Raw genomic sequence first — 16,247 nt, 5'->3', positions numbered from 1 at the left:
GTCACATCCTTTACTTCTTAAGTTGAATCATTAATTGATTCTTCTGAAGACAGCATCCACGTACAATGAAGGGTTCGCCATAACCTCAGCCGCCTGCTGAACATAAAACAACACCCACTCCGCGCCGAGTCCCATTCCGATAATTAATGCAGTTAGTATGGAGCCAGGCAATAAGGAACTGGTGCCGGTCGCCTTCTGATCTCCTTCACTGAGGAGAGTTTCACCCCAAAAGCTGTGAATAAAGATTTTCATGACAGAGTAGAGCACTAAAAGACTCGTAGCAATTCCGATGACCGACATAATTAAATGGCCTTCGGTAATGCCTTCCTTAAGTATGATGACTTTGCCCACGAAACCACTCAGCGGCGGTACACCGGCAAGTGCGAGTGCTGCGATAAAGAACAGCCAGCCAAGTGACGGCCGGAACAAAATCAGTCCGCTGATGCTGCGCAGCTTATCCGTTCCAAAGATTGAAATAATCGCTCCGCCAAGAATGAAAATAAGCGCTTTTGCGAACATATCATGAATTAAATAAAACAGAGCGCCAGTCAAAGAGTCGAAGCTTCCCACGCCAACACCAAAGAGAATGAAGCCAACGGCAACGATGACGTTGTAGGCTAGAATTTTTTTGATTTCCCAATGAGAGATAGCCCCTAACGCGCCTAATATCATTGTCAGGGCGGCCATGATAATGATGACGGTGTGAGTAATCTCCGGCTGATGATAGAATATTAACGTAAATGTGCGCATGATGGCATAAATACCGACTTTGGTAAGCAGCGCTGCGAATAATGCTGCAATTGCAGGAGGTGGAGCACTGTAGGAGCCTGGCAACCAGAAGAATAGCAATAAACCTGATTTAAGACCAAACACTGCTAGAAACAAGAAGCTTACAGTCGTAAGCAGACCGTCCTGACCGATGATTGCGATTCTCTCAGAGAGATGAGCCATACTAAGCGTTCCGGTTATGGAATATAAGTAGGCAATCGCGATTACGAACAATGTTGATGAGATGACATTAATAATGACATATTTAATAGATTCACGAAGCTGAAGCTTTTTCCCGCCAAGACTGAGCAAAACATAGGAAGAGATCAGCATGACTTCGAAGAAGACGAACAGGTTGAAAAGGTCGCCTGTCAGAAAGGAGCCATTCACACCGCAGGTTAGCAAGAGAATGAATGGATAGACGAAGTAAACCTTATGATCGTTGTCAACGGAACCGAATGCGAACAGCGTACACATTAGGCAAATGAATGTTGCAACGAGTACGAGCAGGGCCGACAGCATATCTCCGACTAAAGAAATGCCATAGGGTGCTTGCCAACCGCCGACATCAAGCACGATGATGCCCTGCTGTGAAACGCGGTGTACGATGAAGATGTTAATTCCAGTCATAAGCAGCAAGCTTACGACCGCTAATATTTGCTGTAAACGTACACGCCGACGGAAGAAGATCATCGTCATTGCGGTTAGTAATGGAATGATGATCGGCAAAACCAATATATTACTCATGTGGATTACCTCTCAGTTGCTTCATATTATCGGTACCTAGCTCTACATAAGTGCGGTAGCCAAGCACAAGAAGAAAGGCAGTCAGCGCAAAGCTGATGACGATCGAAGTTAAAATCAATGCCTGCGGCACAGGATCAGTATAGCTGGCTGCATTTTCCCCGAGAAGGGGCGCTGCTCCTTTTTTTAAGCCGTTTATGGACAGCAGCATGAGATGCGTAGCATGAGAAAAAATCGTTATGCCAAGAATGATCCGGAGCAGGTTTTTGTTTAGGATGAGATAGGTTCCGACTGTAAAGAGTACCCCGGCTATTATAGTAATGAATGTCTCCATTATTTTTCATCCTCGCTTATACTCGTAATTATCGTCATTGTCGTTCCAACAACGGTCATATATACGCCTAAATCGAAAATGACAGCTGTAGCAAGCTCCGTTTTTCCTAATATGGGAAGCTCCACATAAGTAAACGTTTGTGTTAGAAAGGGGACATCGAAGATGAATGATGCCGTTCCCGTTAGTACAGCGACTATAACGCCTGCTGCGGCCAGCTGCTTGAAGTCGACAGGAATAATATCGCGCACAGATTGTAGATCGAAAGCAATATAAAGCAGAACAAGGGCAGAAGCTGTAATGAGTCCGCCGATAAAGCCGCCCCCAGGATTATGATGTCCTGCAAATAAGATATAAATCGAGAAGGTCATGATAATGAACACTAATATTTTGGTTGCGGTTTGCAAATATACATCGGTGAATTTCAATGTTCCTTCCTCCTTGCGTGGCGCAGCTTAATTAAGGTATAAATTCCTAAGCCTGCAACGAAAAGAACGACGATTTCCAGCATCGTATCGAAGGCACGGAAGTCAACCAAAATAGCATTAACCATATTTTTTGCCCCGGCAAGTTTGTACGAATCCTTGTAATAATCTGAAATCGGTTCGAACAAATGATGTCCTTGCGCGGATAGACCGATTACAGTTAGCGTAAGCCCGACACCAATGGCAATAATGGCATTAGAAATGCGGAATCTCACGTTGGTCACATACTTGTTCACCTTCGGCAAGAAGTAGAAGCAAAGAAGGAACAAAGCAGTTGAAATCGTTTCAACGACAAGCTGCGTGAGCGCCAGGTCGGGTGCACGGAAGATAACGAAAAACAATGAAACAATATAGCCGATAACACTTACGGCTATAATCGAGATCAGTCTCGATTTCGTAAATAACATATAGATGGCTGCTGCGACCATCGTGAATCCGAGCATATACTCATAAAGCTCGATAGGAGAATTGTCCGAAAAGTCGAGGTAGATCGCGTCTTGAAAAATTAGCGAGCCTCCTACCATAACGATTACAAATACGAAGAGGTAGGACAAGTAATGTGTTGTCGATCCAGTCATGTAAAATTTTGTGATCAGGCCGGCAATACGTTCCATCTCTATAAGCCCGCGGTCATAGACTTTATTCAAGCTGAATTTTAATGGAATACTGTCGTATATATTGCGGAATTTGGTTAAATAGATATATAGCAGCGATCCGATAACGACAATTCCTATCGTCATAAGAAGCTCTGTGTTGAAGCCGTGCCATACGGAAATATGAACATGCCATTCCTCACCGTTTGCGAAGGCCTGAGGCAAAATTTCTTTTACGATCGGCTCTAGTAGCGATGTCGCAATGAGGTTCGGAAAGAAGAACAAGGTGATGACAAGTGCAGCTAAGATCATGGGGGAGATAAGCATACCAAGTGGTGCTTCATGCGGCTTACGCTCCAGCTGCTTAGGCTGATAAGGGCCTGTAAAGGCTTTGAAAATTAGAATCATACAATATACGAAAGTAAATATACTAGCTATCCACGCGATAATTGGAATAAAGACGACCCATGAATCCATTGAGCGGGAGGCTGTGAGTACACCTGTAAAGAACATTTCTTTACTAATAAAGCCGCTAAACGGTGGAAGTCCCGCCATGGAAAATGCACCGATCATTGTCAAGGTGAACGAGATGGGCATAAGATGCATCAAACCACCTAAACGCCGTATATCCCGTGTTCCGGTTTCATGATCGAGAATACCAATCATCATGAACAAACAGCCTTTGAAGATGGAATGGTTGATTAAATGAAAGATACCCGCAAGTGCAGCACCTGCAAACATTAAAGAGCTTTCACTATAATTGCTGTTCAGTGCCATGGAGCCGATCCCGAGCAAGCTCATGATTAAGCCAATTTGGCTGATGGTCGAGTAGGCAAGCAGTGCCTTAAGATCACTTTGCTTTATGGCTAAGGAGGAGCCGATGAACAAAGTAATGAGGCCAACAATCGTGATGGTCCAGAACCATTCCAAATGACCGCCGAAAATTGGCGTTAGACGCGCGACGAGGTACACGCCGGATTTCACCATCGTAGCAGAGTGCAAATAAGCACTGACTGGAGTAGGCGCCTCCATTGCGTCTGGCAGCCAAATGTGAAATGGGAATTGCGCTGATTTCGTAAATGCGCCAATGAGTATAAAAAACATAGCTGGAATAAATAGCGAATGCTGCGATACTTGATCGCTCATTGCAATCAGCTCGCGGATGCTGAATGTACCTGAGGCAACGTACAGGATAATGAAGCCGAGGAGCATTGAGAATCCACCAGTCATCGTAATGAACATAGCCTTCTGAGCCCCATAACGTGATCTTTTCCGATGAAACCAGAACGCGATCAGTAAAAATGAGGATACGCTAGTAAGCTCCCAGAACGCATACAGAACAATGAGATTGTCAGATAGAACTGACCCGAGCATTGCACCCATGAATAGCATGAGGTATGCATAAAAGAAATTTAGCTTTTCACGATCTTTAGACATATAGAAGATGGAATAAAGCACGACGAGCGTACCAATGCCTGTAATGAGCAGTGCGAATAGTAAGGACAGGCTGTCCATATATAATGAAAAATGGACTTTAAGTGTTGGAATCCAAGGCACGGATTGAATGACGGGCTCTAACGGCTGGTGAATAGGATAATAGCCAGCGAAATAAATTAATAGCATGAGGGGGATGAGCATGACGAACCAACCCGTATGTATTCGATGCAAAAATTTGTAAAGAAGTGGAATGAAAGGTACAGAGAAAAATGGTATCAGGATAGCAATGTGTAATAATGTCATAGGGACCCCTCCTTTTTTCTTTAGTATAAGTTTAAATATAAGTATAAACGTAGGTTTTATGGGGTATTGGATAATAGAAACGAGCTGCCTTATGAAGTAATAGTAGTCCTCATCTTTCTTTTTACTCCAACCCAAAATCAATACCCTTTATATTATTCGCAATAACAATTATACACTATGCAAGTTGACAACACCAAACTTTATAGGTAGGCTAAGTCTATCATTGCACAGGGGTGTGACAAGAACTATGAAGACAGGAAGCATGGATGAAAGCATACTCGTCTGTGTATATTATGGTCCTAACGGTGAACGACTCATTCGCAGAGGCGGGAAAATTGCTAAAATGCTTAATTGTCCTCTGTATGTTTTAACAGTCGATCGCCAGCCGGAAGACGAGTGGGATATCGAAAAAAATCACTATATTTCAGCTTGGAAAACAATTGCAGATGACTTCGGAGCGGATCAGTTCATTGTAAAATATAATGAAACACGTCCAGTTGCGAAAGTGATCAGTGATGTTGCAAAACAAAAAAATGTAACACAAATCGTTTTGGGTCAGACTGCACAAAGCCGCTGGGAAGAAATTACGAAAGGCTCCATTATTAATGTCCTTTTGAATGAAATTCCATTCGTAGATTTGCACATTGTTTCGGTGTCTCGAGAACTGAAACATCAAGAGGGCTTTTATGAAAAAGGAATTCGTGCCTATTTGCTGGAGGAAGCCGGAGGCTATAAGCTTTGCTTCAACCATACGCATTTAGATAAGTACGAAGGAATTTTCTACAAAGAAGTCGGGACAGATTTCAACAATGGTGTTTTCAAGTTCATGAAGGGCAAAGAGATGATTGAAGTTGCCGTCTATGACGATTACATCAAGGACATTAATAATGGAAAAAAATAACCGAATGTTTTTTTGAATAGGCCACTCCAATCGAATTGGAGTGGTTTTGTCTGTCTTAGGTCACATAAGAATAAAAAATGATGCATGCAAGCGTAAACGGTTGTTGATGTCCTTGTCTAAGGACGAGATATTTGTTCTTATCGGCATGCTGAGCGCATCTCCAACCACTAATTCTACCTGATAAGCACGTATACGTGCTTAACACCCTCGAATCCCCGCAGCTGCCCCGCGATAAGCACCTATGTGTGCTTATCGGCAAGCTGAGCGCGTCTCTAACCACTAAATCCAGGTGATAAGCACGTATACGTGCTTATCACCTCCGAATCCCCGCAGCTGCCCCGTGATAAGCACCTATGTGTTCTTATCGGCAAGCTGAGCGCGTCTCCAACCACCAATTCAACCTAATAAGCACGTATACGTGCTTAACACCCCCGAATCCCCGCAGCTGCCCCGCGATAAGCACCTATGTGTGCTTATCGGCACGCTGAGCGCGTCTCTAACCACTAAATCCACCTAATAAGCACGTATACGTGCTTAACACCCCCGAATCCCCGCAGCTTAACCACGATAAGCACCTATGTGTTCTTATCGGCACGCAGAGCGCATCTCCAACCACTAATTCTACCTGATAAGCACGTATACGTGCTTATCACCCCCGAATCCCCGCAGCTGCCCCGCTATAAGCACCTATGTGTTCTTATCGGCACGCAGAGCGCATCTCCAACCACCAATTCAACCTGATAAGCACGTATACGTGCTTATCACCCCCGAATCCCCGCAGCTGCCCCGCGATAAGCACCTATGTGTTCTTATCAGCAAGCTGAGCGCGTCTCCAACCACCAATTCAACCTGATAAGCACGCATACGTGCTTACCACCCCCGAATCCCCGTGGCTTGACCGTGATAAGCACCTATGTGTTCTTATCGGCAAGCTGAGCGCATCTCCTACCACTAAATTCACCTGATAAGCACGTATCCCGCCGTGGTTAATGGTCTTATGGGACAGATTGTTCTTTCTAATTAATATGCTCTTAAGATTTGTAGAGCTGCTGCATGTACGAGGAGGGTGATTGACCCAGTATTTTCTTGAACACGCGGCTGAAGTAATACGGATTGCGGTAGCCTAGCTTCTCACTGATCTCAGAGACGTTCAGCGTGCTGTTTCTCATCCACTCGATAGCCTTCCCCATACGCAAGCGTGCGTGTGCCTCAACGATCGTTTGCCCGGTTTGCTCCTTGAACATCGAGGACAGGTAGCTGTAATTCAGGTTCATATGGGCTGAGATGCTGAGGGAATCAAAGTCCCCTTCTGCATGCTCCAATAAAAAGCTCATCACTCGGCTGGAAATAGTGTCTGTTTTACTCTTTAGAGGTCCATTGCCTTGCTGCGCGACTTCCTTCTGCAGTTCGAGAAACAGCTGACAGACGCGAAGGCTGACATGCACCATGCGGTGCTCCGCAGGTTTGAAATAATCAGCAGTCAACGCTCGCAGCCTTGGTTCCAGATCGGAATGAAACGCAGACGATCCATATTTCGGCATCGGAATGAGATATTGATAATGATCCCGCTGATAATATTCGATTTCTGGCAGAGGCGCATGCTCTCGATAGTTCATTTGTTCGTCTAATGGCAGGTCGAAGTGAATCCAGTACCAGGTTGTACCTGGTAGCGTTGCGGGAAGACCCCAGTGATGTATTCCTTTTTTCAAAAATAAATGCTCGTTCTCCTTCACAAAATACTCCGTGCCTTCTTCAATGACTTGCATGCACCCATGAACAACAAAGAGAAATACGTCAAAATCAGCGACTCGGTTGGGGTGAGTATAAAGAGACTCTGTACGGTTCACACCGATATCGCGAACGAGCGGGAAGTGGTCGGCACTCAAAAAAACTTCGTTAGGCAATCAAATGACCTCCTAAAAAAAGTATATGTAATCTGTGGATTTGTGTATTTTCCTATATCTTTATAGAGTATACGATAAGTATACCGTACAAAAAAAGGGAGGGTACTATTTTGATACATAATACATTCAAAGAATTTTCCGCTGGAAGCGTGCAGCTGTCCCCGGGACCGCTTCAAGCGCGGTTTCAATTAAATAAACAATATATCATGAGTTTGACGAACGATAATTTGCTCCGCAATTTTTATCTGGAAGCGGGACTTTGGAGCTATAGCGGCAATGGAGGGACGACTAGCGCGACTACAACGACTATGGATGGTCCGGAAAATTGGCATTGGGGCTGGGAGTCCCCGACCTGTGAGCTGCGTGGTCATATGATGGGGCACTGGCTGTCTGCAGCTGCTCGCATTTACATGCAAACAGGTGACCTGCTCGTTAAAGCGAAGGCTGATTTTATCGTCGCTGAATTAGGCAGATGTCAGGCGTCGATCGGCAGCGGCTGGCTTGCTGCATTTCCAGAATCCTATATGCAACGCGTGATGCAGGGGAAATGGGTATGGGCGCCGCATTATACGATTCATAAGCTGCTGATGGGGCTTCATGAAATGTATAAATTTACTGGGAACGAGCAAGCACTTGCGATTATGGCTCAAATGGCGGATTGGTTCCACCAGTGGACCGATACGTTTACTCGTGAGCAAATGGATGAGCTGCTCGATTTGGAAACAGGAGGAATGCTGGAGACTTGGGCTGACCTCTATGCAATTACTGGAGAAACGAAGCATCGAGACTTAATCGAGCGTTACGATCGGCGTCGTTTTTTTGATGCGCTTCTCGCCGGTAGGGACGTTCTTACGAATAAGCATGCAAATACTCAAATTCCGGAAATTTTAGGAGCTGCCAAGGCGTGGGAAGTAACGGGTGACGTGCGTTACCGCCAAGTAGTAGAAGCGTTCTGGCAGATTGCCGTGGATGAGCGTGGTTATCTAGCAACAGGCGCGAGTGATGATGCAGAGCTATGGCTGCCGGGCGGCGATATGACGCGTTTGGGCGTTGGGCAGGAGCATTGTGTAAATTACAATATGATGCGCCTTGCCCATGTATTGCTTCAGTGGACAGGCAATCCGAAATATGCAGATTACTGGGAGCGCAGGTTCATTAATGGCGTATTAGCGCATCAGCATAATGAAACGGGCATGATTGCTTATTTCTTAAGCTTGGGCGCGGGCAGCAAGAAGAAATGGGGCACAGCTACTCAGCATTTTTGGTGCTGTCACGGCACGCTCGTGCAAGCGAATGCAGCTTATCACGAGCAAATCTTTATGAAGGAGGATGCGGGCATTGCTATTATGCAATGGCTGCCGTCGTCGCTAACAACGAAGCTTGGTGATAGGCCAATCGGAGTAACGATTCGTCAGGATGGACAAAATGGGCTGTATCCGCTCCAATCCTGGAATTTGGATGGGATGACGGCGATTACGAAGGTGGATATGCCGTCTATTCCGACTCATCGCCCGGATCGCTTTATTTATGAAATTGAAATTTCACTTTCTTTAAAAGAGCAGTTCTGCCTAAAGCTGAGACTTCCGTGGTGGCTGCAAGAGAAAGCCGTGATCTCGATCAACGGTGTGGAGCAGGAGGGTGATTGGCAGCCTACCTCCTATGTGATGCTTGAGCGTGAATGGGAGGATGGAGACATTGTACGTGTCGAGCTTCCGAAGGCACTGAGGGCTGAACAGCTGCCAGGCGAAGCGGGAACTTATGCCTTTATGGATGGTCCGATCGTACTCGCAGGGCTGGTGGATGAGCAGCGGCGGCTGATTGGAAATGCTGAGCAGCTGGAAACTCTGCTCGTCCCAGATCGGGAACGTAACCATAGCTGGTGGAACTCTGGCTATTACCGTACGAGAGGGCAGGAGAGGGGCATTCGGTTTGTTCCTCTGTATGAAATAAAGGATGAAAGCTATACCGTATATTTTCCGCTTATGACAGAAAACCATTTACCGAATTAAGAAAATAGCGTATTCTTGTCCGTGTGTGAGCCGTAATCGAAAAGGAGAATGGATAACATGAGCATATTGGGTACAAAGGATAATCCTTGGAAATTAAAAACTCCACCGCAGTCGTCAGAATACGAAATGTACAAAGACGAAAAAGATGGTATTGAAATTTTAGTGTGCACGGTAGGGAAAACGGTTTTGCATTATGATTATCGTTGTATTGCGGATTTAACTGCCATGCTAAAGGGGCATAACGACTGGATAGAGCTAGGCAGTGCAGATGAGCAAAAGCCTGCAAAAGAAGGGACTGTCGAGGCGTGGGGACGTTCGCCTGAAAATCCGCTTGGCGGCTGGTATGGCTTGAAAAAAGGCTTCCGAGGTAGATTTGGCATGTACATACCGCCATTGATGGAGGAATTAGGACTTGCAGAAGTAGAGCATAAGCCAAGAAGCAATCGTATGAAATCAATATAAAAGCAGCGGCCAAGGATGCTATTTTAGAATCCTTGGCTGTTGTTTTTACATAGACAAAAGGTCCATAATTCGATATGATGAGCAAGAAAATTGAATAGGAGAAAAAGGTGCCAATGATGTTTTATTTTGAGTGAAAGCATCCATTGGTTAAAAGGGAAGAGGGTGAAAATCCCACACGGTCCCGCCACTGTGAAAGAGGAGTCCTTGCAAGCATGCCACTGAGAAGCGGTGGAAAGCTGTAAGGGTGATGATTCTAAGTCAGAATACCTGCCTGTTTCTCATACACCGTTAACTCTACGATGGATAGGAAGGTGTTTATTAGTGCATGAATCCTTTAATTGCACCCGCTAGTAAACCTCTTAACTATTCCTGTTGTGAGGTTTTTTTTGATGCTCTGATGTCATAACAATATAGGACTAGATAGGGAAGGAAGATTTTATGATGAGAAAAAATAGGTTTGTGGCGTGGGCTTTAGTTATAAGTTTGCTTCTTTCAACGGGCTTTTGGAGCAGGGATGCAGCGAGTGCTGCAAGCCGTGTTGATTTACACCATTTGTATACGGATGCAGATGCCTTCTCTGATTGGGCATACAGCGCGATCGGCGATGCTACGCAAAATGGCTTCGTGCAAGGCAGCAATGGGAAATTTAATCCGAAGGCTGCGGTTACAAGAGCAGAGTTTGCTAAAATGCTAGTCTCTGTTCTTAAGCTGGATATGACCTTGGACAGGGCTGGGAATTTTACTGATGTTGCGAAAAAGGATTGGTTTTATCCTTATGTGACGGCGGCTGATCATGCGGGATATATGTCCGGCTTTAATGAAAGGTTTAATCCGAATGAGAGTATTACCCGTGAGCAATTGGCAGCAACTCTCGTGAGGGCATTGGCGATCGAGCCCATTAAGTCACCAGCAGTCATTAAAGATATAGATGCGGCCGCCGCTTGGGCGAAGGCAGATATTGAAACAATTGTTGCTTTTGAATTAATGACGGGCGATCAATCAGGCTTCCAGCCAAAGGCTTCTGTAACGAGAGAAATGGCGGCCGTTGTAGCGATGAGAGCCTACGATTACAAGCTAGCAGAAAAGCCTGCTGAGAACGAGACAGATCCTGACAAAATAGATGCGATAACGAAGCAGATCATTCAAACGGCAGCCTTTATGCAGAAGGCTGTAACTGATCCGGCTATTGCAAGTGTCGGCGGTGATTGGACTATCGTAGCACTGGCACGTTCAAGTGCAGCGGTTCCAGATGCCTATTTTGCTAACTATTTATCGAATGTAGAAAAAACGATGAAGGAAAAAGCAGGCAAGCTTCATAGCGTGAAATATACGGAATACGATAGAGTTATTTTGGCGCTGACCGCACTTGGGAAAAACATTGACGACGTTGCAGGCTACAGCCTAAGAGAACCTCTTGCCGACTATGAAACGTTAATCAAGCAGGGCATTAACGGTCCGATTTTCGCGCTTATTGCGCTCGACAGCAAGCACTATGAAATTCCAGTTGTTGCAGGCGTGAAGACGCAGACCACGAGAGAGCTTCTGATTGATTTTATTTTGAACAGGGAGCTTCAGGACGGTGGATGGGCGTTAGGCGCAAATGCTGATGCGGCAGATGCAGATGTTACAGCTATGGTCATTCAGGGGCTTACACCTTATTACGAAACAAAGGATAACGTAAAAGCGGCCGTAGATCGTGCCATTACCTGGCTGTCGAAGGCACAAAGTGCAGATGGAGGGTTTGCAAGCGGGGACTCTGTTAGCTCGGAGAGCGTTGCTCAAGTTATCGTAGCTTTGTCGGGCCTAGGCATTCATCCACATCAGGATTCGAGATTTGTTAAAAATGGATATTCCACCATCGATGCTTTATTAAGCTTCGCTGCACCAAACGGAGGATTTTATCATGTGAAGCAGGGTGGAACGGATAATGGCGGAGCGAAGCCCGGAGAAGTGGATTTGATGGCATCGGATCAAGCCTTGTACAGTCTTGTTGCTTATGAGCGAATGGTTAAAGGACAAACGGGTCTATATGATATGACGGATGTAAAAGGATGAGGGTGCAGGGAGCGAATGGGTGAATGAATAACAAAAAAATGAATAACAAAAAATGGTTGACAGCTTTATTGATCATTGGCGTGCTCGCTATTGCGTTTTTCTGGGGCGGAAATTATCCGAAGAGCTCGGAGAAGCTGGCGAATAGCAGCATAGAGGCTGAGGTCGCTCTTGAGACGACTGATTCGGCGATTTCTGATGATCTGCAGCAGGATGATCCGATAAGCACAGCAGATAACGCTGAAGCGGCGACGCCAATGCCTGCAGATGCTGCAAAGCCTGAGGCAACACCGCTGCCATCACCATCGGCAGACCCGGTTAAGCCAGCAGAAACTGCTGCTTCAACCCATGTGGATAAAGTGACGCAGACTGAGGCGCCAAGCAAAGACAAAAGCACTCCAAAAAAAGAAGTGGATAAGAAACCAGCTGCAAGCAAGGATAAATTTCTGACGGAGCCAGCGCCAGAGGGACAACCGAGCCCAGTAGAATGGCAGGATACCGAGGTCGATAAGGCGCAGAAATTAACGGTTACCTTATCCGTAAGCGCAGAAACGGTATTAGACCATTTGGATACGTTCAATAAAGATAAGCTTGAAGTATTGCCGAAGGACGGCATCATCTATAAAGCGCAGAAGGTAACCTTTTATGAAGGGGAGTCTGTGTTTGATGTATTGCTTAGAGAAATGAAAAATAACAAGATTCATATGGAGTTTAACATGACGCCTCTCTATAACAGCAACTACGTAGAAGGCATTAGCAATATATATGAGTTCGACGGCGGCGAGCTGAGCGGATGGATGTTCAAGGTGAATGAATGGTATCCTAATTACGGCAGCAGCCGTTATTTACTGAAGGACGGCGATGTCGTTGAATGGGTGTATACGTTTGATTTAGGGCGGGACATTGGCGGATATAACGCGTCTGCGGGGGATAAGGAATGATGAAGGATCGCTTCGCTTCCTTCCATCCCATCGTTAATTTTGTGTTTTTTGTTGCTGTGCTGCTGTTTAGCATGGTCTTTATGCACCCGATTCTTCAGGTGCTTTCTTTATTAAGTGCGGTTATTTATTCGATTCTGTTGAATGGAAAAAAGGCTGTTAAATTTAATTTGCTTTATATGCTTCCATTGCTGCTCATAACAGCAGTTTTGAATCCTTTATTTAATCATGCAGGCATAACGATTTTGTTTTATTTGAAAAATGGCAATCCGATTACGCTCGAATCCATTCTTTATGGTATTTCTGCAGCTTGTATGTTTGTGACCGTCATGGTCTGGTTTTCCTGCTACAACGCAGTTATGACCTCGGATAAATTCATCTATCTTTTTGGTAAAATAATGCCTGCGCTCTCGTTGGTTTTTTCGATGGTGCTGCGTTTTGTCCCTCGTTATTTAACGCAAATAAAGGTTATATCGAATGCGCAAAAATGTATCGGCAGGGATGTATCCCAGGGCAGTATGCTGACTAGAGCTAAAAATGGAATGACGATTCTCTCGATTATGACGACATGGGCGCTGGAAAATGCAATCGAAACGGCGGATTCAATGAAATCAAGAGGTTATGGGCTGCCAGGGCGCACGAGCTTCTCTTTATTTCGGTTCGATAACCGGGATAAAGTAGTGCTTCTCATTGTGCTCGGATTTATTGTGCTCGTATTGCTTGGCGCTGCAATGGGCGAGAATACGATACGATTTTTTCCTTCTATTAAAGCACAAGCAATGACGCCGTTTAGTATCGCCGTTTATATCGCCTATTTTGGACTCTGTATGATGCCAGTCATAATCAACGTGGTGGAGGATAGAAAATGGAAACGTATCGAATCGAGGATCTAGTTTTTACTTTCCCTGATCAGGAGAAAGAGACGCTCTCTCATATCAATCTGACGATCCAAAGCGGAGAATTTATTACGATATGCGGAAAATCAGGCTGTGGAAAGAGCACGCTGCTCAGGCAACTAAAAACGATTCTTACACCGCATGGAGAGCGGAGCGGAAATGTTTTTTTCTGCGGCAAGAAAGTGGAAGAAATAGATCAGCGTACGCAAGCATCGGAGATTGGCTTTGTGCTCCAAAATCCGGACAATCAAATTGTTACGGATAAGGTATGGCATGAGCTTGCCTTTGGCCTCGAGAGCTTAGGCTATGACAAGTCTACGATTCGGCTGCGCGTGGCAGAGATGGCCAGCTTTTTCGGCATTCACACCTGGTTTCACAAAAATGTAGCAGAGCTCTCCGGCGGACAAAAGCAGCTGCTCAATTTGGCATCCATTATGGCGATGCACCCATCCGTGCTCATTCTTGATGAGCCGACTTCTCAGCTTGATCCGATCGCAGCTTCGGATTTTCTAGAAACCGTGAAAAAAATAAATCGCGAGCTTGGTACAACGATCATTATGACCGAGCATCGGCTGGAAGATATATTACCGATTTCCGATCGTCTATACGTCCTAGATAAGGGAGCGATTCTTGCCGAAGGCTCGCCGCAGCAGGTTGGAGCAGCCCTAAACAGCATGAATCATCCGATGTTTCTCTCGATGCCGTCACCGATGCAGATTCATGCAGGAGTCAGCAATAGTTTAGCTGCACCCGTTACGGTAAAGGAAGGCCGTCAGTGGCTTAATGCCTACCTTGCGGACAAAACAGCAGCGGAGATGATCGAACCAAAGGAGAAGCTTGAGGAGGCCGCGGCTTCTATCGCGATCCAGCTCAAGGACGTCTGGTTTAAGCACGACAAGAGCGGGCCGGACATTATTAAGGATTTGTCTTTTACGGTAAGGGAAGGACAGTTCTATTGTATCGTGGGCGGCAACGGAACTGGCAAGACTACGACATTATCGCTCATTAGCAGCATCCTGCAGCCCTATCGGGGGAAGGTGCTTATCGGAGGTAAGAACCCTTCGAAAATGAGTACGAAAGAGCTGTTCACTAAAAATGTAGGCATCCTTCCGCAAAATCCGCAAACGCTGTTTGTGAAAAAAACAGTCGAGCTGGATTTATATGAAATGCTGTCTCAAGCACCGTTAACGAAAGCGGAAAAAGAGGAAAAGGTGGAGGCTGTCGTTAGGTTTGCTGAGCTTGAGCATTTGCTTGCCATGCATCCGTACGACTTAAGCGGCGGTGAGCAGCAGCGGGCAGCACTTGCTAAGGTGTTGTTGTTGGAGCCCAAAATATTGCTGCTTGATGAGCCTACCAAGGGCTTGGACGGTTTTTTCAAGGAAAAGCTAGCCGCATTTCTGCAAAAGCTTAATGACAATGGCGTGACCATTGTTATGGTCTCTCATGATATCGAGTTTTGTGCAAAATACGGTGAGGTATGCTCCATGTTTTTTGATGGAAGCATTATTACAACGAACAAAACAAACAAGTTTTTTGCAGGAAACAGCTTTTATACGACGGCTGCAAACCGGATGGCCCGGCATATATGGAAAGATGGAGTAACAATAGAAGGTGTGATTGAGCTATGTCAGAGAAGCCGTTAGCAGCAAATCATCGTCTTAGCCGCCGAACATGGCTGTCTGCTGTACTTATTTTGATTGTCATTCCGGCGACCATTCTGTTAGGGATATTTGTACTGGATGACCGGAAATATTATTTTATTAGTCTATTAATTGTCTTCTATACGATGCTTCCCTTTGCACTCGTGTTTGAGCAACGAAAGCCGCAGGCACGTGAGCTAATCGTTATAGCGGTGCTCGCTGCTATTGCTGTAGCTGGCCGATCGGCGTTTTTTATGCTGCCGCAGTTCAAGCCTGTTATCGCCATCGTTATTATTGCGGGTGTCAGCTTTGGTGCGGAGGCAGGTTTTCTTGTAGGCGCGACCGCCGGGTTTGTATCTAATTTTTTCTTTGGACAAGGTCCATGGACGCCATGGCAAATGTTCTGCTTTGGCATCATAGGTTTTTTGGCAGGTATTTTATTTAAAAAGGGCTTGCTGAGGAAGACCAGGCTTTCACTTTGTATATTCGGCGGATTATCAACCTTTTTGATTTATGGCGGAATTATTAATTTTGGCTCTAGTATGATGTTTACTTCACAGTCCTCTTGGCAAGCACTGCTAGCCATCTATATTTCTGGATTTTGGTTTGATATGGTGCATGCTGCTGCAACGGTTGTATTCCTCTTTATACTCGCGCGGCCGATGCTTGAGAAGCTAGACCGGATAAAAACGAAGTATGGACTTATTGAGCCAGGCGCTAAAAAGGGCTGATTTGTATTATAATTGCTCGTAGCACTATAATAAAATATAGTCAGGAAACTGCG

At 45.4% G+C, this 16,247-nt stretch carries 13 protein-coding genes and 1 riboswitch; of the genes, 8 read left to right on the top strand and 5 right to left on the bottom strand.

All coding sequences use genetic code 11. The features are described from left to right. Nucleotides 1–30: 30 nt before the first annotated feature. Genes MHI37_RS21005 through MHI37_RS20990 form a run of 4 tightly spaced genes read right to left on the bottom strand, consistent with a single transcriptional unit; the run spans nucleotide 31 to nucleotide 4,661 of the window. The gene (locus MHI37_RS21005) at nucleotides 31–1,515 is read right to left on the bottom strand and encodes a Na+/H+ antiporter subunit D (protein WP_076338296.1); all 1,485 of its coding nucleotides are present in this window, start codon (nucleotides 1,513–1,515) and stop codon (nucleotides 31–33) included. After that, nucleotides 1,508–1,846 (bottom strand): Na(+)/H(+) antiporter subunit C, encoded by a 339-nt coding sequence (locus MHI37_RS21000; RefSeq protein WP_076338297.1) that lies wholly within the window; start codon nucleotides 1,844–1,846, stop codon nucleotides 1,508–1,510. Before MHI37_RS21000 ends, MHI37_RS21005 begins: the two co-directional genes overlap by 8 nt. Then, nucleotides 1,846–2,214 carry a Na(+)/H(+) antiporter subunit B gene (locus tag MHI37_RS20995; RefSeq protein ID WP_256710623.1) on the bottom strand — a complete coding sequence of 123 codons (369 nt, stop codon included), beginning with the start codon at nucleotides 2,212–2,214 and terminating at the stop codon, nucleotides 1,846–1,848. Before MHI37_RS20995 ends, MHI37_RS21000 begins: the two co-directional genes overlap by 1 nt. 53 nt (nucleotides 2,215–2,267) lie before the next feature. Continuing rightward, nucleotides 2,268–4,661: a Na+/H+ antiporter subunit A gene (locus MHI37_RS20990; protein ID WP_076338299.1), complete on the bottom strand. Its 2,394-nt coding sequence runs from the start codon at nucleotides 4,659–4,661 to the stop codon at nucleotides 2,268–2,270. Between the two features lie 247 nt (nucleotides 4,662–4,908). Between MHI37_RS20990 and MHI37_RS20985 the strand changes: the two genes are divergently transcribed. Further along, nucleotides 4,909–5,562 carry a universal stress protein gene (locus tag MHI37_RS20985; RefSeq protein WP_076338300.1) on the top strand — a complete coding sequence of 218 codons (654 nt, stop codon included), beginning with the start codon at nucleotides 4,909–4,911 and terminating at the stop codon, nucleotides 5,560–5,562. Between the two features lie 1,031 nt (nucleotides 5,563–6,593). On the opposite strand, the gene MHI37_RS20980 is transcribed toward MHI37_RS20985, so the two are convergent. Beyond that, entirely contained in the window at nucleotides 6,594–7,466 is an 873-nt protein-coding gene (locus tag MHI37_RS20980) for an AraC family transcriptional regulator (protein ID WP_076338301.1), read from the bottom strand. A gap of 110 nt (nucleotides 7,467–7,576) precedes the next feature. Between MHI37_RS20980 and MHI37_RS20975 the strand changes: the two genes are divergently transcribed. The 7 genes from MHI37_RS20975 to MHI37_RS20945 all read left to right on the top strand — a co-directional run bounded on the left by MHI37_RS20975 (nucleotide 7,577) and on the right by MHI37_RS20945 (nucleotide 16,194). Further along, nucleotides 7,577–9,475 carry a beta-L-arabinofuranosidase domain-containing protein gene (locus MHI37_RS20975; RefSeq protein ID WP_256710619.1) on the top strand — a complete coding sequence of 633 codons (1,899 nt, stop codon included), beginning with the start codon at nucleotides 7,577–7,579 and terminating at the stop codon, nucleotides 9,473–9,475. Nucleotides 9,476–9,532: 57 nt separating this feature from the next. Next, nucleotides 9,533–9,937, top strand: a complete 405-nt coding sequence (locus MHI37_RS20970) for a DUF6855 family protein (RefSeq protein WP_076338302.1) — start codon at nucleotides 9,533–9,535, stop codon at nucleotides 9,935–9,937. A gap of 88 nt (nucleotides 9,938–10,025) precedes the next feature. Then, nucleotides 10,026–10,227, top strand: a riboswitch (cobalamin riboswitch). A gap of 148 nt (nucleotides 10,228–10,375) precedes the next feature. After that, nucleotides 10,376–11,992: an S-layer homology domain-containing protein gene (locus MHI37_RS20965; RefSeq protein ID WP_083676414.1), complete on the top strand. Its 1,617-nt coding sequence runs from the start codon at nucleotides 10,376–10,378 to the stop codon at nucleotides 11,990–11,992. Nucleotides 11,993–12,015: 23 nt separating this feature from the next. Then, nucleotides 12,016–12,930 carry a DUF4430 domain-containing protein gene (locus tag MHI37_RS20960; protein WP_076338304.1) on the top strand — a complete coding sequence of 305 codons (915 nt, stop codon included), beginning with the start codon at nucleotides 12,016–12,018 and terminating at the stop codon, nucleotides 12,928–12,930. Next, nucleotides 12,927–13,820: an energy-coupling factor transporter transmembrane component T gene (locus MHI37_RS20955; RefSeq protein ID WP_076338305.1), complete on the top strand. Its 894-nt coding sequence runs from the start codon at nucleotides 12,927–12,929 to the stop codon at nucleotides 13,818–13,820. Before MHI37_RS20960 ends, MHI37_RS20955 begins: the two co-directional genes overlap by 4 nt. After that, the gene (locus MHI37_RS20950) at nucleotides 13,793–15,466 is read left to right on the top strand and encodes an ATP-binding cassette domain-containing protein (protein ID WP_076338306.1); all 1,674 of its coding nucleotides are present in this window, start codon (nucleotides 13,793–13,795) and stop codon (nucleotides 15,464–15,466) included. Before MHI37_RS20955 ends, MHI37_RS20950 begins: the two co-directional genes overlap by 28 nt. Next, nucleotides 15,448–16,194, top strand: a complete 747-nt coding sequence (locus MHI37_RS20945) for an ECF transporter S component (RefSeq protein ID WP_076338307.1) — start codon at nucleotides 15,448–15,450, stop codon at nucleotides 16,192–16,194. Before MHI37_RS20950 ends, MHI37_RS20945 begins: the two co-directional genes overlap by 19 nt. The last annotated feature ends 53 nt before the right edge of the window (nucleotides 16,195–16,247 follow it).

Origin of the sequence: Paenibacillus sp. FSL H8-0548, assembly GCF_038630985.1 — a bacterium.
Lineage (GTDB): Bacteria > Bacillota > Bacilli > Paenibacillales > Paenibacillaceae > Pristimantibacillus.
This window is presented reverse-complemented; position numbering and strand designations above follow the sequence as displayed.